At 71.2% G+C, this 22,455-nt stretch carries 1 protein-coding gene; it reads left to right on the top strand.

Features of this window, described 5'->3' with window-relative positions; translation table 11 throughout:
- Window positions 1-287: 287 nt before the first annotated feature.
- Complete coding sequence (locus ACFWCF_RS21460) at window positions 288-22,445, top strand: non-ribosomal peptide synthase/polyketide synthase (protein WP_378565722.1); 22,158 nt, start codon at window positions 288-290, stop codon at window positions 22,443-22,445.
- Window positions 22,446-22,455: the final 10 nt, after the last annotated feature.

Below are 22,455 nucleotides of genomic sequence, written 5' to 3'. Positions count from 1 at the left end.
TCGAACAGTGATCGAATCGCGATGGAAAAGTAATTGTTCTCGCGGACAAAAATGGCATTCGCCATATTCCGGCTCCGCTCGAATTACCGGCCGGCATCGCAGGTGTTCCCGTCGCTTCTTCTGCGACGCGAAACCGCACCGGGACGCGACGGATGTGGTCTAGCTTGGGGAGTGCTTCCGATCACTCGGAACAATGCACGACCGGAAAAAGTGGGGCACCGATAGGGCCACCATGACGCGATGTCGGGGCGCGCCGGTTATCGGCCACATCGCTTCTCGGAGGGGTAATGTCGTTGCGATCTCATGAGCCGGCGCTGCCCGAAGGCGCCTTCCCGTTGTCGTCCGCGCAACGGTCGATCTGGTTCGCGCAGCAACTCGCACCGCACGTGCCGATCTGCATCGCGCAGTACATCGATCTGCGCGGAGACGTCGACGTCGATCTGCTGTGCCGGGTCTCGTTGCTCGCCGGCGGCGAGTTCCAATCCGCATACCTGCGGATCCTCGAGGTCGACGGCGAGCCCTATCAGGTCGTCGACAGTTCCATCATCTCCGAGACCATCCCGCAGTTCGACTTCCGCGGTGAACCCGACCCCCTGCGCGCCGCCCGCGACTGGATGGACGCCGACTACGCCCGACCGGTCGACCTGAGCACCGATCTGCTGGTAAACATGGCGGTCCTGCAGGTCGCCGATGACCGGTACTTCTGGTACACCCGCATCCACCATGTCGCGCTCGACGGCTATGCCGCGATGACCATGCTCAACCGGGCCGCCGCGCTGTACACCGCGGCGCACGAGCAGCGCGAACCCGACCCCGCGCGGGCCGCGGACCTGCGCACCCTCTACGACTGGGACCGCGACTACCACGGCTCGACCCGGTACACCTCCGACCGCGACTACTGGCTCGAACGGGTCGCCGGACTCGAAGCCGGCTCGACCCTCGCGCACCGCGACGCCCCGACGGCTGCGCAGAGTCTGCTCACCGGCACCGCACTGCCCGATGACCTCGTGGATGCCCTGGCCGCGAGCGACGACACCACCGCCGGTTCGTCGTCCACGGCGACGGTCATCGCCGCGTTCGCCACCTACCTGGCGCGCATGACCGGCCACGACGACGTGGTGATCAACCTGCCCGTTTCGGCGCGCACCACCGCGGTCGTGCGGCGCAGCGGCGGCATGCTCGTCAACACCGCGCCGCTGCACATCCGGCTCGCCGCCGACGACACTCGCCACGCTCTGGTGCAACGGGTCCAACTCGAGCTCACCGGGGCGCTGCGGCACCAGCGATTCAGCCTCGAGGACATCCGGCGCGAGAGCGGCGCGGCCGGAGATCCGACCCGGTACGCCGGGCCGATGGTCAACGTCATGCTCTTCCACCAGGAGATCACTCTCGGTGACATCCGCGGGGAATTCCACATCATGACCTCCGGCCCCGTCGAGGACCTGCTGGTCAACATCTATCAGAGCGGGACCCCCGCGAAGACCTTCATCGATTTCCGCGGCAATCCGCATCGCTACGACCGCGACGAACTCGCCGAGCACCACACCGCGTTCGTGGCAGTGCTCGACGCGTTCCTGCGTGCCCCCGCGGACACGCCACTCGACCGGATCGACACGGCCACCGCCGAGATCGGCCGGCGCCGCAGGCACGCCGTGGCGACCGCGGCATTCTGGCGCCGCACCCTCGCCGGGGCCCCCGAACAGCTCCGGTTGCCGCGCACCTCTCCCGGCGCCGAGCGCGCGGCGGACACCGAGAAGGACCCGTTCGGCACAGTCGAGGTGGCCGTCGCCGTCACGTCCGCGGACCTGGCCGCCCTGTGCGAGGGCTCCGACGACACCTGGTATCCGGCGCTGCATGCCGCCACCGCGATCGTCGAGGCCCGGCTGACCGCAGAGGAGAGCACCGTCATCGGCAGGCCCGGCCCCGCGGTGGTGCTGCCGCTGTGCGCTCGCGTCGACGCTGCGGAATCGTTCGCCGCGTTGCTCGCCCGCCTCACCGCCCTCGATGCGCAGGCCGCGGCGCACGACGAGATCACCGCCGACGACCTCGCTGCGTCCGGCCCCGCCCCGATCCCCCCGGTGGTCCTGTCGGTCACCACATCCACCGAACCCTTCGAGCCCACTGCGCTGCCCGCTACCGCGCTGCAGTCGACCGCCGCCTTGACCCTGCACGTCACGGTGAGCGCCGACGGGATCGCGGTACGCGCCGTCTTCCGCCGCGCCGAGATCGACGCACACACCGCCGAGGACTTCGTGGTCCGCGTCGGCCGCGTCCTGGCCGCCGCCGGGGACGACCCGGACTGCGCGGTCGGTGACCTGCCCGTCGTCGCCGCGGGCGAACCGGCCGGATTGCTGCCGGCACGGGGACGCCCGGCGATGTCCCCGCAGCTGTGGCCCGAACTGCTTTCCGCGGTCGCCGCGATCGTCCCCGACAGTCCCGCCCTCGTGTGCGGCGACCGGTCGGTGACCTACGGCGAACTCGACCTGTGGTCCAACCGCCTCGCCCGCATCCTCATCGATGCGGGGGCCGGACCGGAACGCATCGTCGCATTGGGTATCGCACGGTCCCTCGAGTCGGTCGCCGCGCTGTGGGCCGTCGCCAAGGCCGGTGCGGCATTCGTGCCGATCGACCCGGCCTATCCGATCGACCGCATCGAATACATGCTCACCGATTCCGGTGCCGTGCTCGGGTTGACCACCGGCGCGCACCGCACGCACCTACCCGACCTGGTGCCGTGGCTCGAACTCGACGACCCGGACCTGCGCGACCGCATCGAGCGCACCTCCGGTGTTCCCGTCACCGACGCCGACCGGCCCTGCGACCTGCGCTTCGATCACGCCGCCTATCTGATCTACACCTCCGGCTCCACGGGTCGCCCCAAAGGCGTGCTCGTGCCGCATCGGGGCCTGGCGAACCTGTCGGCGACCCTGCACACCCGGCTCGCGCCGCCCCCCACCGCACGGGTCTCGCACTTCTCGTCCCCGAGCTTCGACGCGTCGATCTTCGAGTACATGACGGCATTCGCGGTCGGTGCGACCCTCGTGGTCGTCCCGGCCACCGTGTACGGCGGCGACGAACTGACCGAGCTGCTCAACCGCGAACGCGTCACCCACATGTTCGCCACCCCCGCAGCGTTGGCGTCTCTCGACCCGGCCCGCCTGCAGGCCGGGGCGATCACTGTCGCCGGGGAGGCCTGCCCGCCGGAACTCGCCGCCCGGTGGGCACCCGGGCGTCGCATGTTCAACGCCTACGGGCCCACCGAGACCACCATCGTCGTCACCATCACCGAACCGCTCGTCGCGGGGGAGACCGTCACCCTCGGGGCGCCGGTGTGCGGGGTCACCGAGGTGGTCCTCGACACCCGGCTGCATCCGGTGCCGCGCGGCGTGGCGGGCGAACTGTACGTCGGGGGCCCCGGCGTCACCCGCGGCTACTTCGACCGTCCCGGCCTGACCGCGACCCGGTTCGTCGCCGACACCTACGGTGCGCCCGGATCCCGCACCTACCGCACCGGTGATGTGGTGCGCTGGCATCACGACGACACCATCGAATATCTCGGTCGCTCCGATTTCCAGGTCAAGATCCGCGGTTTCCGCATCGAGCTCGGCGAGATCGACGCTGCCCTGACCGATCACGACACCGTCGCGTTCGCCGTCACCCTCGGCCGCACCGCCCCCTCCGGCGATCCCATGCTGGTGGCGTATGTGCTGCCCGAGACCGGCCGGGCCATCGAGACCGACGCACTCACCGAGCACCTGCGGCAGCGGCTCCCCGCGCACATGGTGCCCGCCGCGCTGGTGGCGCTCGACCACATCCCGCTGACCCCGGTCGGCAAACTCGACCGCCGTGCCCTGCCCGAACCGGTGTTCACCACCACCGTCAGCGACGGCGCCCCGGTCTCGCCCACCGAAACCGCGGTGACGCAGATCCTGTCCGACCAGCTCGGTGTCGAGCGGGTCGGACTCGACGACAGCTTCTTCGACCTCGGTGGCAACTCCTTGATCGCCACCCGCGTGGTGGCCCGCCTGGGCGAGGCGTTCGGCACCGAGGTGGGGGTGCGAACCTTGTTCGAGGCGCCCACCGTGCGGACCCTCGCCGCGCACCTCGACGCGGGCCGTGCCGCCGCGCACCGGCTCCGGGTGCCGCTGACGGCACGGCCCCGACCCGAGCGGGTGCCGGTGTCCGCGGCGCAGCGGCGCCTGTGGTTCGTCAACCAACTCGACACCACCTCCGCCGCCTACAACATTCCCGTCGCCATCACCTTGACCGGCACCCTCGATGTCGCCGCGCTCACCGCCGCGGTGCGCGATCTGCTCGACCGGCACGAGTCGCTGCGCACCCTGTTCCCCGCGACCGCCGACGGACCGATCCAGCAGATCCTGCCTGCGACCGACCTCGACCTCGACCTCGACGCGGCCCCCGTCGATGCGGCCGACCTCGAGCGGGCCGTCGCCGAGGTCGTCACCGCCGGGTTCGACGTCACCGTCGACCCACCGGTCCGGCTCCGGCTGCTGCGGGTGCACGACGAACAGCACGTCGTCGCCGTGGTCGTGCATCACATCGCGGCGGACGGTGCATCGCTGGCGCCGCTGGCCCGGGACCTGATGACCGCCTATCTCGCGCGCCGTGACGGGCAGAGCCCGCAGTGGAATGCGCTGCCCGTGCAATACGCCGACTACACCCTGTGGTTCGACGAGATGCTCGGCACGGTCGACGACGCCACCTCCCGCGCCGCCGAGCAACTCGGCTTCTGGCGGACCCGGCTCGCCGGCGCACCGGAGATCGGTGCGTTGCCCACCGACCGGCCGCGGCCCCCGGCCCAGTCGTTCCGCGGCGCCACCGTCGACTTCGACATCGCGCCCGTCCTGTACCGGAAGATCACCGCGGTCGCGCATGCGCACGGTGCCACCGAGTTCATGGTGCTGCACGCCGCACTGAGTCTGCTGGTCGCGCGCTTGTCCGGCAGCGACGACGTCACCATCGGCACCCCTGTCTCGGGGCGCGGGGAACGTGCCCTCGACGACCTGGTGGGCATGTTCGTCAACACTGTCGCGCTCCGTACCGCGGTGCCCGCGGCGACGCCGTTCGGCACCTACCTGCAGGCGGTACGCGACGGCGACCTCGAAGCGTTCGCGCACGCCGACCTGCCGTTCGATGCACTCGTCGATCTGCTTGCCGGGACCCGGTCGGCGGCGCATTCGCCGCTGTTCCAGGTGATGCTCGCCTTCCAGAACAATGACACCGCTCACCTGGAACTACCCGACCTGGCCGTCGATATCACCGAAATCGACACCACCACAACGAAATTCGACCTGCATCTGACCGTCACCGAGATGCCCGGACCCGACGGCGGCACCGAGTCGCTACGCGGCGCCCTGTCGTACGCCACCGACCTGTTCGACGCCGACACCGCCGCCGGATTCGCCGACCGTCTCGTGCGGCTGCTCACTGCCGCGGTGACCGCACCCGGCCGTGCCGTCGGCGACCTCGACCTGCTCACCACCGGCGAACGCACCCGAGTGCTCGGCGAGTGGAACGACACCACCACGGCACTGCCCGCCGGCGACACCCTGCTCGATCCGTTCGCCGTACAGGTCGCCGCCACCCCGCACGCCCCCGCCGTCGTGGCCGGCGCGCACACCCTCGGCTACGCCGAGTTCGACGCCGCCACCAACCGGCTCGCCCGCGTACTGCTGCGTCGCGGCGCGGGGCCGGGCCGGGTCGTCGGCCTGGCCGTGTCCCGTTCGCTCGACCTGCTCGTCGGCATGTACGCCATCGTCAAGACCGGCGCCGCCTACCTGCCCTTGGACCCCGAGCATCCCGCGGAACGCACCGGCTATGTGCTGGGCAGTGCCCGCCCCGCGCTCGTCCTCACCGTCACCGCCGACGCCGCGTGCCTCGCCGGCGCCGAGGTGGAGGTGCTGCACCTCGACACTCTCCACACCGGCGCCGAATCCGACACCCCGCTCACCGACACCGACCGTCGCCGGGCGCGCGGCGACGACCTCGCCTACGTCATCTACACCTCCGGCTCCACCGGCCGCCCCAAGGGCGTTGCGGTGACCCACCGCGCCATCGTCAACCGGTTGCGCTGGATGCAGCACACCTATCCGCTGACCGCCGCCGACACCGTGCTGCAGAAGACCCCCGCGACATTCGACGTGTCGGTGTGGGAGTTCTTCTGGCCGTTGCACACCGGGGCACGGCTCGTGCTCGCCGCGCCCGGCGGACACCGCGACCCCGACCATCTGCTCGAGCTCATCGACACCCAGCAGGTCACCGTCGCACATTTCGTGCCGTCCATGCTCGCGGTGTTCACCGCCGCCGCGACCCGGCCGGGTGCCGGTACTTCACTGCGGCACCTGTTCGCCTCCGGGGAGGCCCTGCCCCCGGAGACCGCCGCCGCGACCCGCCGCGCCTTCCCTCAGATCGAGTTGCACAACCTGTACGGGCCCACCGAAGCCGCCGTCGACGTCACCGCCTGGACCACCAGCGACGACGACACCGGCACCGTGCCCCTCGGCAGCCCGGTGTGGAACACCCGCACCTACGTACTCGACGGCCGCCTGCATCCGGTCCCCGCCGGGGCGGTCGGCGAACTGTATCTCGCCGGGGTGCAACTCGCCCGCGGCTATCTCGGGCGCGGCGCACTGACCGCCGACCGGTTCGTCGCCGACCCGTACGGGCCTGCGGGGGAGCGGATGTACCGCACCGGCGACCTCGCCACCCGCCGCCGCGACGGTGCACTACTGTACCTGGGCCGCAGCGACTTCCAGGTCAAGGTCCGGGGCCTGCGCATCGAACTCGGCGAGATCGAACATGCTCTGCGCAGCCATCCGGACATCGCACAGGCCGCGGTGCTCGTGCATCACCTCGCCGACGACGTGCTCACCGGCTATGTGGTGCCGCACCCGGACCGCGCCGTCGACCCCCGCGCGGTCACCGCCGCAGTCGCGCAGCAGCTCCCCGACTACATGGTGCCCACCACCGTGATCGTGCTCGACCGGTTCCCGGTCGGGGTCAACGGCAAACTCGACCGCGGCGCCCTCCCCGCACCCGAGAAGTCCGCACCCGACCGCGGCTACAGCCCGCCGCGCACCCCCGTCGAACAACTCGTCGCCGACACCTTCGCCGAACTCCTCGAAGTGCCCCGGGTGGGGTTGCACGACAGCTTCCTCGACCTCGGCGGCGGCTCCCTGCTCGCGATGCGCCTCGCCGCACGCCTGTCTACCACCCTCGGCACCGACCTCGGCATCCGCGACCTGTTCGACCATCCGACCGTCGCCGCAGTCCTCGACCACGTGCACCGCACCTCCGTCGATGCACCCGACGCGGCCCGCCCCGCACTCACCGCCGGGCACCGCCCCGATCCGCTGCCACTGTCGCCGGCACAGCAACGGATGTGGTTCATCAACCAGTTCGACACCACCTCCCCGGCCTACAACATCGCCGTAGCGCTCCGCCTGACCGGACATCTGGATCTGGCCACGCTGCGGGCCGCGGTCACCGACGTCGTCGCCCGCCACGAATCGCTGCGCACCCGCTACCCGTTCGCCGACACCGGACCCATCCAGGTGATCGTCCCGGCCGCCGCAGCCTCGCTGCCCGACTTCACCGTCACCGCGATCGACGCCGACACCCTGGACACACACGTCGAGAAGATCGCCACCACCGGATTCGACGTCGCCACCGAAATTCCCGCCCGCATCCGGTTGCTCGCGCTCTCCGACACCGAGCATGTGCTCGTGATGGTCCTCCACCACATCACCGGCGACGGATTCTCCCTCGGCCCACTGGCCCGCGATGTCATCACCGCCTACACCGCCCGCGCGGCCGGGCACAGCCCCGGGTGGGCGCCGCTGCCGATCCAGTACGCCGACTACACGATGTGGCAACGCGCGGCGCTCGGCGACGAGACGGACCCCGGGTCCCTCGCCTCGCGGCAGTTGTCGTTCTGGCGTGAACGGCTCGACGGAGTTCCGGAACTGCTCGAACTGCCCCTCGACCGGGTCCGCCCGATGCAGCAGAGCCGCCGTGGTGCGCGGGTGCCGTTCACTCTCGACGCCGCCACCCACCGCCGGCTGGTGGCATTGGCGCGCCGGCATGACACGTCGGTGTTCATGGTGGTGCACGCCGCGCTGGCGGTGCTGCTCGCCCGGCTGTCGTCGACCTCCGACATCGCGATCGGCACCCCGGTCGCGGGCCGCGGGCACCGCAACCTCGACGACCTGATCGGCATGTTCGTCAACACCGTGGTGTTGCGCACCCGAGTCGACGACACCGAACCGTTCGCGGCGTTGCTGCAGAAGGTCCGCGACGACGACCTCGCGGCATTCGATCACGCGGACCTTCCGTTCGAACGTCTCGTGGAGGTCCTCGATCCGCCCCGGTCGACGGCGTATACACCGCTGTTCCAGGTGATGCTCGAATTCCAGGACACCGAACGCCCCGAGGTGGCGTTGCCGGACCTGACCGTCGGGGTCCTCGATCTCGCGGCACCGCTGTCACTGTTCGATCTGCAGTTGTCGGTCGCCGAAACCGTCGGCAACGACGGCCCGGCCGGGATCGCGGCGTACTTCACCTACGCCACCGACCTGTTCGACGCCGCCACGGTGGTCTCGTTCGCGGACCGCTTCGCCCGCATCGTCGAGGCCGTCACCGCGGGTGCGGAGATCCCCGTCGGCGACATCGGCATCGTCACCGCTGTCGAACTGGCCGCTCTCGCGCCGGCCCGCGGCAGGCCACCGGTCTCGCCGCAGCAGTGGCCCGAGATGCTCACCGCCATCGCCGCGATCGTGCCCGATTCGGTGGCGTTGTCGTTCCGCGGCCGCCAGGTGACCTACCGGGAACTCGACGACTGGTCCACCCGCGTCGCCCACCTGCTCATCGACACCGGCATCGGACCGGAAAATGTGGTGGCGCTAGGTATTTCACGGTCGATCGAATCGGTGGCGGCGGTGTGGGCAGTCACCAAGACCGGCGCCGCGTTCGTGCCCGTCGACCCCACCTACCCCTCCGAGCGCATCGACTACATGCTCACCGACTGCGCCGCTGCTCTCGGGTTGACCACCCGCGAGCACCGCGACCGGCTTCCCGGGACCGTGCCGTGGCTCGTCCTCGACGACCCCGGCCTGCGTGCACGCATCGCCGCGACCCCCACCGAGCCGATCACCGACACCGACCGCACCACACCGCTACTGTTCGACCATCCCGCCTACCTGATCTACACCTCCGGCTCCACGGGCCGCCCCAAAGGCGTCGTGGTCACGCACCGCGGCATGACCAACCTCAACGCCGAGGTCCGCGACCACTTCACCATCACCCACCACGCCCGCGTCTCACACCTGGCATCCCCGAGCTTCGACGCGTCGATCTTCGAATACACCAAAGCGTTCTGCGCCGGCGCGACGCTGGTGATCGTGCCGCCGGACGTGTACGGCGGCGACGAACTCGCCCGGCTCCTGCGCGACGAACAGGTCACCCACGCATTCATCACCCCCACCGCCCTCGCCTCCCTCGACCCCCACGACCTCGACACGCTCCGCGTCCTCGTCGTCGCCGGGGAGGCCTGCCCGCCGGAACTCGTCGCCCGCTGGGCACCCGGCCGGCAGATGTTCAACGGCTACGGCCCGTCCGAGGCCACCATCGAAACCAGCGTCAGCCCGGCCCTGCACCCCGACGAGGTCGTCACCGTCGGCGGCCCCGCCGTCGGCTTCCACCAGGTGATCCTCGACGACCGGCTGCGCCCCGTCCCCATCGGCGTGGCCGGCGAACTGTACATCGCCGGGCCCGGTGTCGCCCGCGGCTACCACCGGCGCCCCGACCTGACCGCCGCCCGGTTCCTCGCCGACCCCTACGGGCGGGGCGGGGAACGGATGTACCGCACCGGCGACGTCGTGCGCTGGCGCGCCGACCACACCGTCGAATACCTCGGCCGCTCCGACTTCCAGGTCAAGGTCCGCGGGTTCCGCATCGAACTCGGCGAGATCGACGCCGCCCTGACCGGCCACGACCGCATCGTGTTCGCACACACCGCCGGCCACACCGCACCCTCGGGCGACACCGTGCTGATCTCCTACGTGCTGCCCGAGACCGGCACCGACGTCGACCCCGCCGCGGTCCGCGCGCACGTCGCCGCACGGCTGCCCGCCCACATGGTGCCCGCGACCGTGGTGGTGCTCGACGAGATCCCCCTGACCCCCGTCGGGAAACTCGACCACCGCGCCCTGCCGGTACCCGACCTGACCGCCACCGGCGGCGAGCACCGGCCGCCGGCCACCGACCTCGAACGCATCGTCGCCGAGATCATCGCCGACGTCCTCGGACACGAACGGGTGTCGGTGGAGGACAACTTCTTCGACATCGGCGGCAACTCCCTGATCGCCACCCGCGTCGTCGCCCGCATGAACGCCGCGCTGGGCACCGACGCCGGGGTGCGCGCCCTGTTCGAGGCCCCCACCGTGCGGTCCCTCGCCGTGCGGGTCCTCGACGATCACGGGGGCCACGGCCACACCCCGCTGGTGCCCGCCGTCCGCCCGGAACGACTCCCACTGGCCCCCGCCCAGCAACGCATGTGGTTCGTCAACCAGTTCGACACCACCTCCGCCGCCTACAACATCCCCCTCGCGATCCGCCTCACCGGCCGGCTCGACCTCACCGCGTTGAACGGCGCCGTGTCGGACCTGCTCGAGCGGCACGAGACGCTGCGCACCTGGTACCCCGGTGACGAGCACGGCCCACGGCAACTGATCTCGGCCCTCGACCAGGCCGTCACCGCGCTACGACCCGAAACTCTCTCGGCCGCCGACCTGCCCGGCCGGGTCGCCGAGTTGATCGGCGCCGGCTTCGACGTCGCCACCGCCGTGCCGGTCCGTGCGGCGCTGCTCGCACTGTCCGACACCGAACATGTCCTGGTGGTGGTGGTGCATCACATCGCCGCGGACGGGGCGTCGATGGCTCCGCTGGCCCGCGACCTGATGACCGCCTATCTCGCCCGCACCCGCGCCGTCGCCGCCGACCTGCCGCCGCTGACCGTGCAATACGTCGATTACGCCCTGTGGCAACAGGATCTGCTCGGCGACCCCACCGACCCGGCGTCGCTCGCCGCCACCCAACTCGACTTCTGGCGCGACACCCTCGCCGATCTGCCGGAGGTGCTGCCGCTGCCCACCGACCGGCCGCGACCCCCGCAGCAGTCGTTCCGCGGCGCCGTGCACCGCTTCGACGTCGACCCCGGCGTGCACGCGGCGCTGGTCGATCTCGCCGCCGCGCACAACGCCACCGTGTTCATGACCGTGCATGCCGCCCTCGCGGTGCTACTCGCGCGGCTGTCGTCGACCTCCGACATCGCGATCGGCAGCCCCGTCGCCGGACGCGGGCATCGCGCCCTCGACGATCTGGTCGGTATGTTCGTCAACACCGTGGTGCTGCGCACCCCCGTCACCGGCGCCCTGTCGTTCAGCGATCATCTGCACCGCACCCGCGAGGTCGACCTCGCGGCGTTCGGGCACACCGAACTGCCCTTCGAGAAACTCGTCGACGCGCTCGACCCGACCCGCGCCACCGATCATTCCCCGCTGTTCCAGGTGGTCCTCGAATTCGGCAACACCGACCGCGCTCACCTCGAGTTGCCGGAGTTGACCGTCGAGGCGCTCGACGCCGACCTCAACGTCGCGAAGTTCGATCTGCAACTGAACGTGCAGGAAAACCCCGGCGGCGGTCTGAGCTGCGCGTTCACGTACGCCACCGACCTGTTCGACGCGGCGACCGCCGCGGCGATCACCGACCGGTTCGTGCGGTTGCTCGCCGCGGTCACCGACGATCCGGCGCGGCCGGTCGGCGATCTCGATCTGCTCACCGACCTCGAACACGCCACCGCGGCGAGCCGCGCGGGTCTGTCTGCGGCGAGCCGCGCGGGTCTGCCTGCGGCGAGCGGCGACACCCTGCTCGATCTGTTCCGCCGCGGCGCCGCCCTCGATCCCGACGCGGTCGCGGTGACCGCCGACGACGGGCAGCTGACATACCGAGAACTCGATGAGCGGGTCCACCGCCTCGCGCGGCTGTTGCTCGAGCACGGCGCGGGCCCCGACACGCTCGTCGCCGTCGCCCTGCCCCGCACCTGTGAACTCGTCGTCGCGCTGCTCGCGATCCTCGACAGCGGCGCCGGATACCTGCCGATCGATGTCGCGTACCCGCCGGAGCGGCTCGCGTTCATGTTCGCCGACGCGCACCCGGTGTGTGTGCTCACCACCGCCGAACACGCCGCGTTCATGCCCGAGACCGCACCGGAAACGGTGCTGCTCGACGCGCAGGCCGTGATCGACCGGCTCGCGGCGCTGCCCACGACCGTCTTGACCGGCGGGGAGCGTCGGCCGGTGCACCCCGATCAGACCGCCTACGTCATCTACACCTCCGGCTCCACCGGCCGCCCCAAGGGTGTGGTGGTGCCGCACCGCACCGTGGTGACTTTGATGACCGATACCCATCCGCAGTTCGGTTTCGACCAGCACGACGTGTGGACGCTGTTCCACTCCTACGCCTTCGACTTCTCCGTGTGGGAACTGTGGGGTGCCCTCGCACACGGCGGCCGCCTCGTCGTTGTCGACTACCACACCGCCCGCACCCCCGACGAGTTCCTCGCGTTGCTGCGGCGCGAACAGGTCACCGTCCTGAACCAGACGCCGACCGCGTTCCAGCAGCTCGTCGAGGCCGACCGGGTCGCGGGGGGACCGCCGCTGCCGTTGCGCTGGATCATCTTCGGTGGGGAGGCCCTCGATTTGGCGCAGCTCGACCGCTGGTACCGCCGCCACGACGACACCACCCCCACCTTGGTGAACATGTACGGCATCACCGAAACCACCGTGCACGTCACCGCGTTGCCCCTGGGGCGGGCGCTGGCCGCGGAGGCGAACGCCAGCCTCATCGGCGCACCACTGCCGTCGCTGCACCTGCACATCCTCGACGCGCGGCTGCATCCCGTCCCCACCGGCACGATCGGGGAACTGTATGTCTCCGGTGGGCAGCTGACCCGCGGCTATCACGCCCGCCCCGACCTGACCGCCACCCGCTTCGTCGCCGACCCGCACGGCGCCCCCGGGACGCGGCTCTACCGCACCGGCGACCTCGCCCGCCGCACCCGCAGCAGCGACATCGAATACGTCGGCCGCAGCGACTTCCAGGTCCAGATGCGCGGTTTCCGCATCGAACTCGGCGAGATCGAAGCGGCGCTGCTGCGCAGCCCCGGGGTCGCCCGCGCGGTGGTCGTGGTGCACCACGACGACCGCGCCGCCACCGACCGGCTCGTCGGCTATCTGGTGCCGCAAACCGGTGTCGATCTCGACGTCGATACCGTGCTGGCGCAGGTCGCCACCGACCTCGCCGCGTATATGGTGCCCGCGACCCTCGTCGTGCTCGACACCCTGCCGGTCGCGGCCACCGGCAAACTCGATCGCCGTGCACTGCCCGCCCCGGATTTCGCGGCCCGCTCCGCGGTGACCCGCGCCCCCGCCGGGGACCGGGAGATCCGGCTGGTCGAGTTGTTCGCGCAGGTCCTCGGTCTCGACACCGTCGGGGTCGACGACTCGTTCTTCTCCCTCGGCGGCGACTCGATCATGTCGATCCAGTTGGTATCGCGTGCCAAGGCCGCCGGGCTCGAACTGTCCCCGCGGGACGTGTTCGAACACAAGACGCCCGCGGCGCTCGCCGCGGTGGCAGGCACCACCGTCGCCCCTGCCGTGTTGGCGGAACTGCCCGGCGGGGGCGTCGGTGAGATGCCGCTGCCCCCGATCGTGCACTGGATGCTCGACCGGGGCGGCAGTTACGACCGCTACACGCAGGCCGTGCTGCTGCGGCTACCGCACGACCTGACCGGACCCGTGCTGACCACACTGATCCAGGCGCTGCTCGATCGGCACGACATGCTCCGCGCCCGCCTGTATCCGAGCGTCGCTGCGCCGCGCGGCGCAGCGCTGTACGTCGACCCGCCCGGCGCGGTGCACGCCGACACGGTGATCCATCGGGTGTCGGTCACCAGTGCCGCCGACACCGACGAGTTCTTCACGCTCGCCTCGCATGAACTCGACGCGGCCGCGGATCGGCTCGACCCGTCGGCCGGGGTGCTGCTGCAGGCGGTGTGGTTCGACGCGGCGACCGGCGCCGGCCGGTTGCTGCTGGTGATCCACCATCTTGCGGTGGATGGGGTGTCGTGGCGGATCCTGGTGCCCGATCTCGCGGCGGCGTGGGCGGCCGGTCTCGATCCGCACGCCCCGGCGGCGCTGCTGCCGCCCGCGGCGGGTACGTCGGTGCGCCGCTGGGCGCATGCCCTGGCCACGACCGCGCAGGACCCGGACCGCCGCACCGAACTCGACTTCTGGCGCCGTACCGTCGATGTCGTCGACCCGCCGGTGGGGGACCGGCCGTTCGATCCGGCCGTCGACGTCAACGCCACCGTGGCGACGGTGGAAGCCGTGCTGCCCACCGCGGTGACCGAGGCGCTGCTCACCACGGTGCCGGACCGGTTCCACGGCTCCGTCGAGCACGGTCTGCTCACCGCCTTCGCGCTCGCCGTCCTCGCGTGGCGCCGCGACCGCGGTCAACACCGGCATGAGGTGCTGCTCAACGTCGAAGGGCACGGCCGGGAGACGACCGCCGCCGACGGCGCCGACCTGTCCGGCACCGTCGGCTGGTTCACCACCATCCACCCGCTGCGACTGGATCTGGCCGCCGTCGACCTCGACGATGCGCTCACCGGGGGTCCCGCCGCAGGCCGCGCCATCAAGGCCGTCAAGGAACATCTCGCCGCGGTCCCGGATCACGGAGTCGGTTTCGGTCTGCTGCGGTATCTCGCCGACGACACCGCCTCCGAACTCGCGGCGCTGGCGACCCCGCAACTGAGTTTCAACTATCTGGGGCGCCCCACCGTCGGCACCGACACCGCTGCCGAGGTGCCGTGGTTGCCGATCGGGGCATTCGGTCGTGGCGGCACGCAGAGCCCCGACATGCCCGCCGCCGCCGTCGTCGATCTCAATGCCGTGACCGTCGACGGCCCCGACGGGCCGGTGCTGCGCACCTTCTGGTCGTTCCCGGCCGGGTTACTCGACGATGCCGAGGTCACCGCGCTCGCCGCCCGGTTCACCGCCGCCGCGACCGCCCTCGCGAGGCATGCGCGCAACCCGCACGCCGGGGGTCTGACTCCGTCGGATCTGCCGCTGGTGCGGCTCGATCAGCCCACCCTCGAACATCTCGAGGACCGGTACGGGCCGCTCGAGACGGTGTGGCCGACCGCGCCGCTGCAGACCGGGTTGCTGTTCCACGCGCTGCTCGCCGGGGACGACCCGGACGCGTATGTGGTGCAACTCGTCCTCGACGTCGCCGGCCGGCTCGATCCGGCGCGGCTGCGGCGCGCGGTGCAGGTGCTGCTGCTGCGGCATCCGAATCTTCGGGTCGCGTTCACCGGCGACGGCGGCGACGGATATGTGCAGGTCGTGCCGACGCACACCGACGTACCGTTCACGGTCGCGGACACCGGCGACGACCCGGATCCGGAGGCCGCAGCCGCCCGGTTGCTCGCCGCCGACCGCGCCACCGGATTCGACACCACCGCCGCACCGCTGCTGCGGGTCACCGTCGTGCACATCGGCCCGGACCGGCACCGGGTCGCCCTGACGAATCATCATCTGCTGCTCGACGGCTGGTCCACTCCGGTCCTGATCCGGGAACTGCTCGTGCTGTATGCCACCGACAACGACACCACGGTCCTCGACCGACCGCAGAGTTTCGGTACCTATCTGGCATGGCTCGCCGACCGCGACCCCGACACCTCGATCGAGGCCTACCGCCGCGTGCTCGCGGGGGTCGATGAGCCGACGCTGCTGGCTCCGCAGCACCGCACCGGTGCCACCACCGGCGTCTCCGACGACCTCGACGTCGAGGTGAGCGCCGAGTTGTCGGCTCGCCTCGACGCGGTCGCCGCCGCGCGCGGAGTCACCGTCAACACCCTGGTGCAGGTCGCGTGGGGTGTGGTCCTCGGTGCGCTCACCGGACGCCGCGACGTGGTGTTCGGTGCGACCGTCTCCGGGCGGCCCCCGCAGGTGGCGGGGATCGAAACGATGGTCGGATTGTTCATCAACACTGTGCCGGTGCGCATCACGGTGCATCCGGGCGACACCGTGGGGGCGCTCGTCGACCGGGTGCAGGCCGAACAGGCGGCGCTGCTCGATCACCATCATCTCGATCTGAACACTCTCGACCGGCACGTCGGCGGCGCCGTCCGGTTCGACACGTTGACCGTGTTCGAGTCGTATCCGGTCGATGCGGCGGGGATGAGCGAAGACACCGACATCGCAGGCATGCGCATCACCGGGATCACCGGCCGTGATGCGGCGCATTATCCGCTGAGCATCGTCGCGCACGCCGATACCGTGATGCATCTGCGGATGAAGTACCTGCCGGAGGTGTTCGACAGCGGTGAGGTCGCGGTCATCGCCGACCGCATCATCGCGGCCCTGACCATCTTGACCGGCGACCCCGGCGCGCTTCTCGCGCAGCGCCCGGTGCTCACCGCCGCCGAAGCGCGGGCGCTGACCCCGGGACGCGGACCGGAGGGCGGTTCGACGCTGACCCTGCCGGAGGTGTTCACCGCCACCGCGGCGGCGCATCCCGACGCGATCGCGGTGACCGACGGTGACGTCGCGGTGACCTACCGGGATCTCGATGCCCGCTCCGATGCGCTGGCCCGCCGCCTGCTCGACGACGGCGTCGGCCCCGACGCCGTCGTCGCCCTGGGCATCGCCCGTTCCGTGGAGTCCGTGCTCGCGATGTGGGCGATCACCAAGACCGGGGCGGCGTTCGTGCCGGTCGATCCGCATTACCCGGCGGAGCGGGTCGCGTTCATGCTCGCCGACTGCGGTGCCACCGTCGGGGTCACCACCGCAGCGCACCGCGCCGGGTTGCCCGACACGGTGCGGTGGTTCGACCTGCACAGCCTCCATCTCCGCAGCGCCGACCTCCACCCCACCGCGACCGGAACCACCGGTGTCTCCGCTCCGATCACCGACGCCGACCGGTGGACACCGTTGCGTCTCGACCACGCCGCCTACCTGATCTACACCTCCGGCTCCACCGGCCGCCCCAAGGGGGTGGTGACCACCCACCGCAGCCTGCACAATTTCGCCCTGGATCAGCGCGACCGGTTCGGCGCCGGCCCGGGCTCGAACGTCATGCATTTCTCGTCGCCGAGCTTCGACGCATCGATTTTCGAGTACCTCCTGGCCTTCGGATCCGGCGCCACCCTCGTCGTCGTGCCCCCCGAGTTGTACGGCGGCGCCGAACTCGGCCGGTTCCTCGCCGACCGCGCCGTCACCCACGGGTTCATCACCCCCGCAGCGCTCGCGTCGCTGGATCCGGCCGACCTGACCGCGTTCGTCGACCTCGCCGTCGGCGGAGAGGCCTGGCCGGCGGACCTGCTCGACACCTGGACGCCGGGCCGTCGTCTCGTCAACGCCTACGGGCCCACCGAAACGACGATCATGGCCGCGATCAGCGACCCGCTACGCCGCGACAGCGTCCTGACGCTCGGGCCGCCGCTGCGCGGGGTGCACGCCGTGATCCTCGACGAGCTGCTGCGCCCCGTCCCGGTCGGGGTGTCCGGTGAGCTGTATCTCGCAGGCACCGGCCTGGCGCGTGGCTATCACGCCCGCCCCGATCTGACGGCGGGCCGGTTCGTCGCCGACCCGTACGGGCAGGCGGGGGAGCGGATGTACCGCACCGGCGATGTGGTGCGGTGGGTCGGCGACCCGGCCGGCCGGCTCGAGATCGACTACGTCGGCCGTGCCGACTTCCAGGTCAAGATCCGCGGGTTCCGCGTCGAACTCGGCGAGATCGACGCGGCCCTCAGCACCCATCCCGATGTCGGGTTCGCCGTCACCGTCGCGCACACCGCCCCGTCGGGGGAGACGGTGCTGGTCGCCCACTGCCACCCGGCCACCCCCGGAACCCTGGACCACCACACCATCAAAAACCATGTTGCACAACACCTTCCCGCGCACATGGTGCCCACATTCATCACCGTCCTCGACGAGATCCCGCTGACCCCCGTCGGGAAACTCGACCGCGACGCCCTACCCGTGCCGGACCTGACCCGCACCGGCGCCGACCACCACCCACCCGCCGAAGGACTGGAAACCGTCCTCGCCGAGCACCTGCGCGAACTCCTCGGACTCGACACCCTCTCCGCGACCGACAGTTTCTTCGACATCGGCGGCAACTCCCTGATCGCGACGCGCGCCGTCGCCCGGCTCGGCGACCACCTCGGCCGCGACATCCCCGTGCGCGCCCTGTTCGAACACCCCACCGTGCGCGACCTCGCCGCGCACCTGCACGCAGCCGAGGGCACCGACGAACACGCCGGGCCACGCACCGGCCCCACCTCGGCGCCGCGCCCCGACCGCATCCCCCTGTCCCCGGCCCAGCAGCGCCTGTGGTTCGTCAACCAGTTCGACACCACCTCGGCCGCCTACAACATCCCGCTTGCGATCCGGCTCAGCGGGCATCTGTCCCGCGCCGCGCTCGGCGCCGCCCTGCATGATGTGCTGTCCCGGCACGAGGCGCTGCGCACCGTGTACCCGGCCACCGCGGACGGACCGCACCAGCGCATCCTCGCCGCCGACGACGTGCCGTTGACCCTCGATGTGGTGCCCGCCGGTGCCGACACGGTCCTCGCCGCGGTCGGCGACTTCACGGGCGCCGGTTTCGATGTCACCGTCGATGTGCCGCTGCGGGCGCGGGTGTTCGCGCTCGGCCGCGACGAGCACATTGCGGTGCTCGTGGTGCACCACATCGCCGCCGACGGCTCATCGCTCGCGCCACTGGCCCGCGACCTGATGATCGCCTATCAGGCCCGCACCCGCGGTGACGCCCCCACCTGGGCCCCGCTGCCCGTCCAGTACGCCGACTACGCCCTGTGGCAACACGACCGCCTCGGCGACCCGGCCGACCCCCGCTCTCTCGCCGACGCCCAGATCCGGTTCTGGCGCGACACCCTCACGGACCTGCCCGAGGTGTTGCCGCTGCCCACCGACCGGCCCCGCCCCGCGCAGCAGTCGTTCCGCGGCGACGTCGTCCGCTTCCCGATCGACGCAGCGCTGCATCAGCGGCTCACCCGGCTGGCCGCGGCGCACGGCACCACTGTGTTCATGGCGATGCACGCCGCCCTCGCCGTGCTCCTCGCACGACTGTCGGGCACCTCCGACATCGCCGTCGGCAGCCCCGTCGCCGGCCGCGGCCACCGCGACCTCGACGAGGTGGTCGGCATGTTCGTCAACACCGTGGTGTTGCGCACCCCGGTGCCGGCGGCGGCGACGTTCGCGGCACTGCTCACCGACGTCACCGACCGCGATCTCGACGCCTTCGCGCACACCGACATCCCGTTCGAGACCGTCGTCGAGACCGCCGACCCGATCCGCTCCACGGCGCATTCCCCGCTGTTCCAGGTGTCCCTCGAATTCCAGAACACCGAACGCGCCGCGCTCGAGTTGCCGCACCTGACGGTGCAGGGCGTCCCCCTCGACCCGACGGTATGCAACTTCGACCTCGAGCTGCTCGTCGCCGACGCTGGAGGCACCCGCGGCGCTGCCGACGCCGCTGGTGTCCTCGACACCGGCACCGAGGGGGGCGGTCTCGAGGCGGCGTTCGTGTACGCCACCGACCTGTTCGACGCCGCCACCGTCGCCGGGTTCGCGGCGCGCCTGACCCGGCTGCTCGACGCCGTCACCACCGACCCCGACGTCCCGGTCGGCGAGATCGACCTGCTCACCGACCTCGAACGCGACACCCTGGTGCCCGCGAGGGGCCCGGACAGCGTCGGCGCCCGGTTGTGGCCCGATCTGCTCGACGAGGCCGTCGCGATCGATCCCGCGGCGGTCGCGGTCGTCGACGGGGACCGCACCATTGCCTACCGCGAACTCGACCACGCCGCCACTGCGCTGGCGCGGCTGCTCCTCGACCGCGGCGCCGGCCCCGACACCGTGGTCGCACTCGCCCTGCCCCGGTCGATCGACTCGGTGACCGCGGTGTGGGCCACCACCCGCAGCGGTGCGACGTTCGTGCCCGTCGACCCCACCTATCCGCCCGAACGGATCGAGTTCATGCTCACCGACAGTGCCGCGACCGTCGGGATCACCGACACCGCACACCGCGGCGCCGTCCCGGACACCGTGGACTGGATCGTGCTCGATTCCGGTGAGGTCCGCGCCGACCTCACAGCCCGCGACACCACCGCGATCACCGATCGGGACCGCCCGGTGCCGCTACGCCCCGACCACGGCGCCTACCTGATCTACACCTCCGGCTCCACCGGCCGCCCCAAGGGCGTGACGGTCACCCACCGGGGCCTCGCCGACCTCGCCGCCGAGGAACACGACCATCTGCTCGTCGAACCGGGCAGCCGCGTCTCGCACCTGGCGTCCCCGAGTTTCGACGCATCGATCTTCGAGATGATGATGGCGCTGTCCGCGGGGGCGAGCCTGGTGATCGTGCCGCCCGGCGTGTACGGCGGCGACGACCTCGCCGCGGCGTTGCGGGCCCACCGCGTCGACCATGCGTTCATCACCCCCACCGCCCTCGCCTCACTGGATCCGGCGCAGGTCCCCGACCTGCAGGTGCTGCTCGTCGCGGGGGAGGCGTGCCCCCCGGAGCTGGTCGACCGCTGGGCCGACGGACACCGGATGATCGATGCCTACGGCCCCACCGAAGCGACCATCATGACCTCGCTGACCGACCCGCTGCGCGCGGGGCAGCCGGTGACCATCGGCCGCCCGTCGCGTGGCTTCCGGTCGCTGGTGCTCGATGCGCGGCTGCGCCCCGTCGCGATCGGGGTGCCCGGCGAACTGTATGTGGCCGGGCCCGGCCTGGCGCGGGGCTACCATGCCCGCCCGGATCTGACGGCGGGCCGGTTCGTTGCCGACCCCTGCGGCCGGGGCGAGCGCATGTACCGCACCGGTGATGTGGTGCGGTGGGTCGGGGATCCGGCGGGCCGGGTCGAACTCGAGTATGTGGGCCGCGCCGATTTCCAGGTGAAGATCCGCGGGTTCCGGGTCGAACTCGGCGAGATCGACACCGCGCTCACCGGCCACGATCAGGTGGTGTTCGCGCACACCCTCGGACACACCGCCCCCTCGGGGGAAACGGTGCTCGTCTCGTATGTGCGCGCCGCCGAGGACACCGCACCCGACCCGGTCGCGCTGCGCAGGCACGTCGCCGCACATCTGCCCGGGCACATGGTGCCGACGGTGATCGTCGTCCTCGACGCCATCCCGCTGACCCCGGCCGGGAAACTGGATCGCCGCGCGCTGCCCGCACCGGACTTCACCGCCCGCACCGCCGAGGGCCGCGCTCCCGACACCGACCTCGAACGTCTCGTCGCGGACGTGTTCGCCACCCACCTGGGTCTGACCGCGGTGCCCGCGGACGGCAACTTCTTCGAACTCGGCGGTACGTCGCTGCTCGCCACCCGGCTCGTCCCGGATCTGTCGCAGCGCCTCAACCGCCGGATCGGTTTGCCGGCGCTGTTCACTCATCCCACGGTCGCCGACCTGGCGCAACACCTGAGTGGGGACGCGGACAGCGGCACCGTCGACGACGCCCTGCGGGTGTTGGTGCCGCTTCGGGAGGGCACCGCACCGGCGTTGTTCTGTGTGCATCCCGCGGCGGGGCTGGCCTGGGGATATGCCGGGCTCACCCAGCACCTCGACGGGGAACGCGCCGTGTACGGGCTGCAGCTGCCCACTTTGAGTAATTCCGGCACCGTCGACAGCATCCGGTCGCTGGCGGTGCGCTACGCCGAGGAGATCCGCCGGGTGCAACCCCACGGGCCCTACCATCTGCTGGGCTGGTCGCTCGGTGGGATCGTGGCGCACGCCGTCGCCGTCGAACTGCAACGCGCCGGGGAGGTCGTCGACACCCTCGCGTTGCTCGATGCGCACCTCAATGTGTCCGGTGGCGCGGCCCCGGCGGTCAAGGACATGCTTCGCGACCTCGGTGTCTCCACCAACGGCGGTGCCGATCCCAGCTACGCGGAGGCGCTCGTGCTCCTCGAGCGCACTTTCGGGGAACTGTCGGGGCTGACGGCGCAGCACCTCGAACGGTTGCACACCGGGTCGGCGGCCGCGGCCCGTGCGGCGCGGCGGCATTCGCCGGTGACCTTCCACGGCGATGTGCTGTTCTTCACCGCCACCCGCTCCGCGGGGTCGGTGCCCGCCGTCGCCGCGTGGCACGACATCGTCGACGGCGAGATCCACCAGTTCCGGATCGACTGTGAACACCACGAGATGGTGGCTCCGCCCGCGGCGCAGGACATCGCCGCGGTGCTCATCGCGCGTCTCGAGGACAGCGATGTCAGTGTGCGGCGCGGGCACGGTCGGTGGGGGATCGGTACGGAAGTGGCGCGCTGAGCGGGTGCGG

Source organism: Rhodococcus sp. NPDC060090 (assembly GCF_042729855.1).
GTDB lineage: Bacteria > Actinomycetota > Actinomycetes > Mycobacteriales > Mycobacteriaceae > Rhodococcus.
Note: the sequence above shows the minus strand (reverse complement) of the source record. Positions and strands in the feature narration are given on the sequence as shown.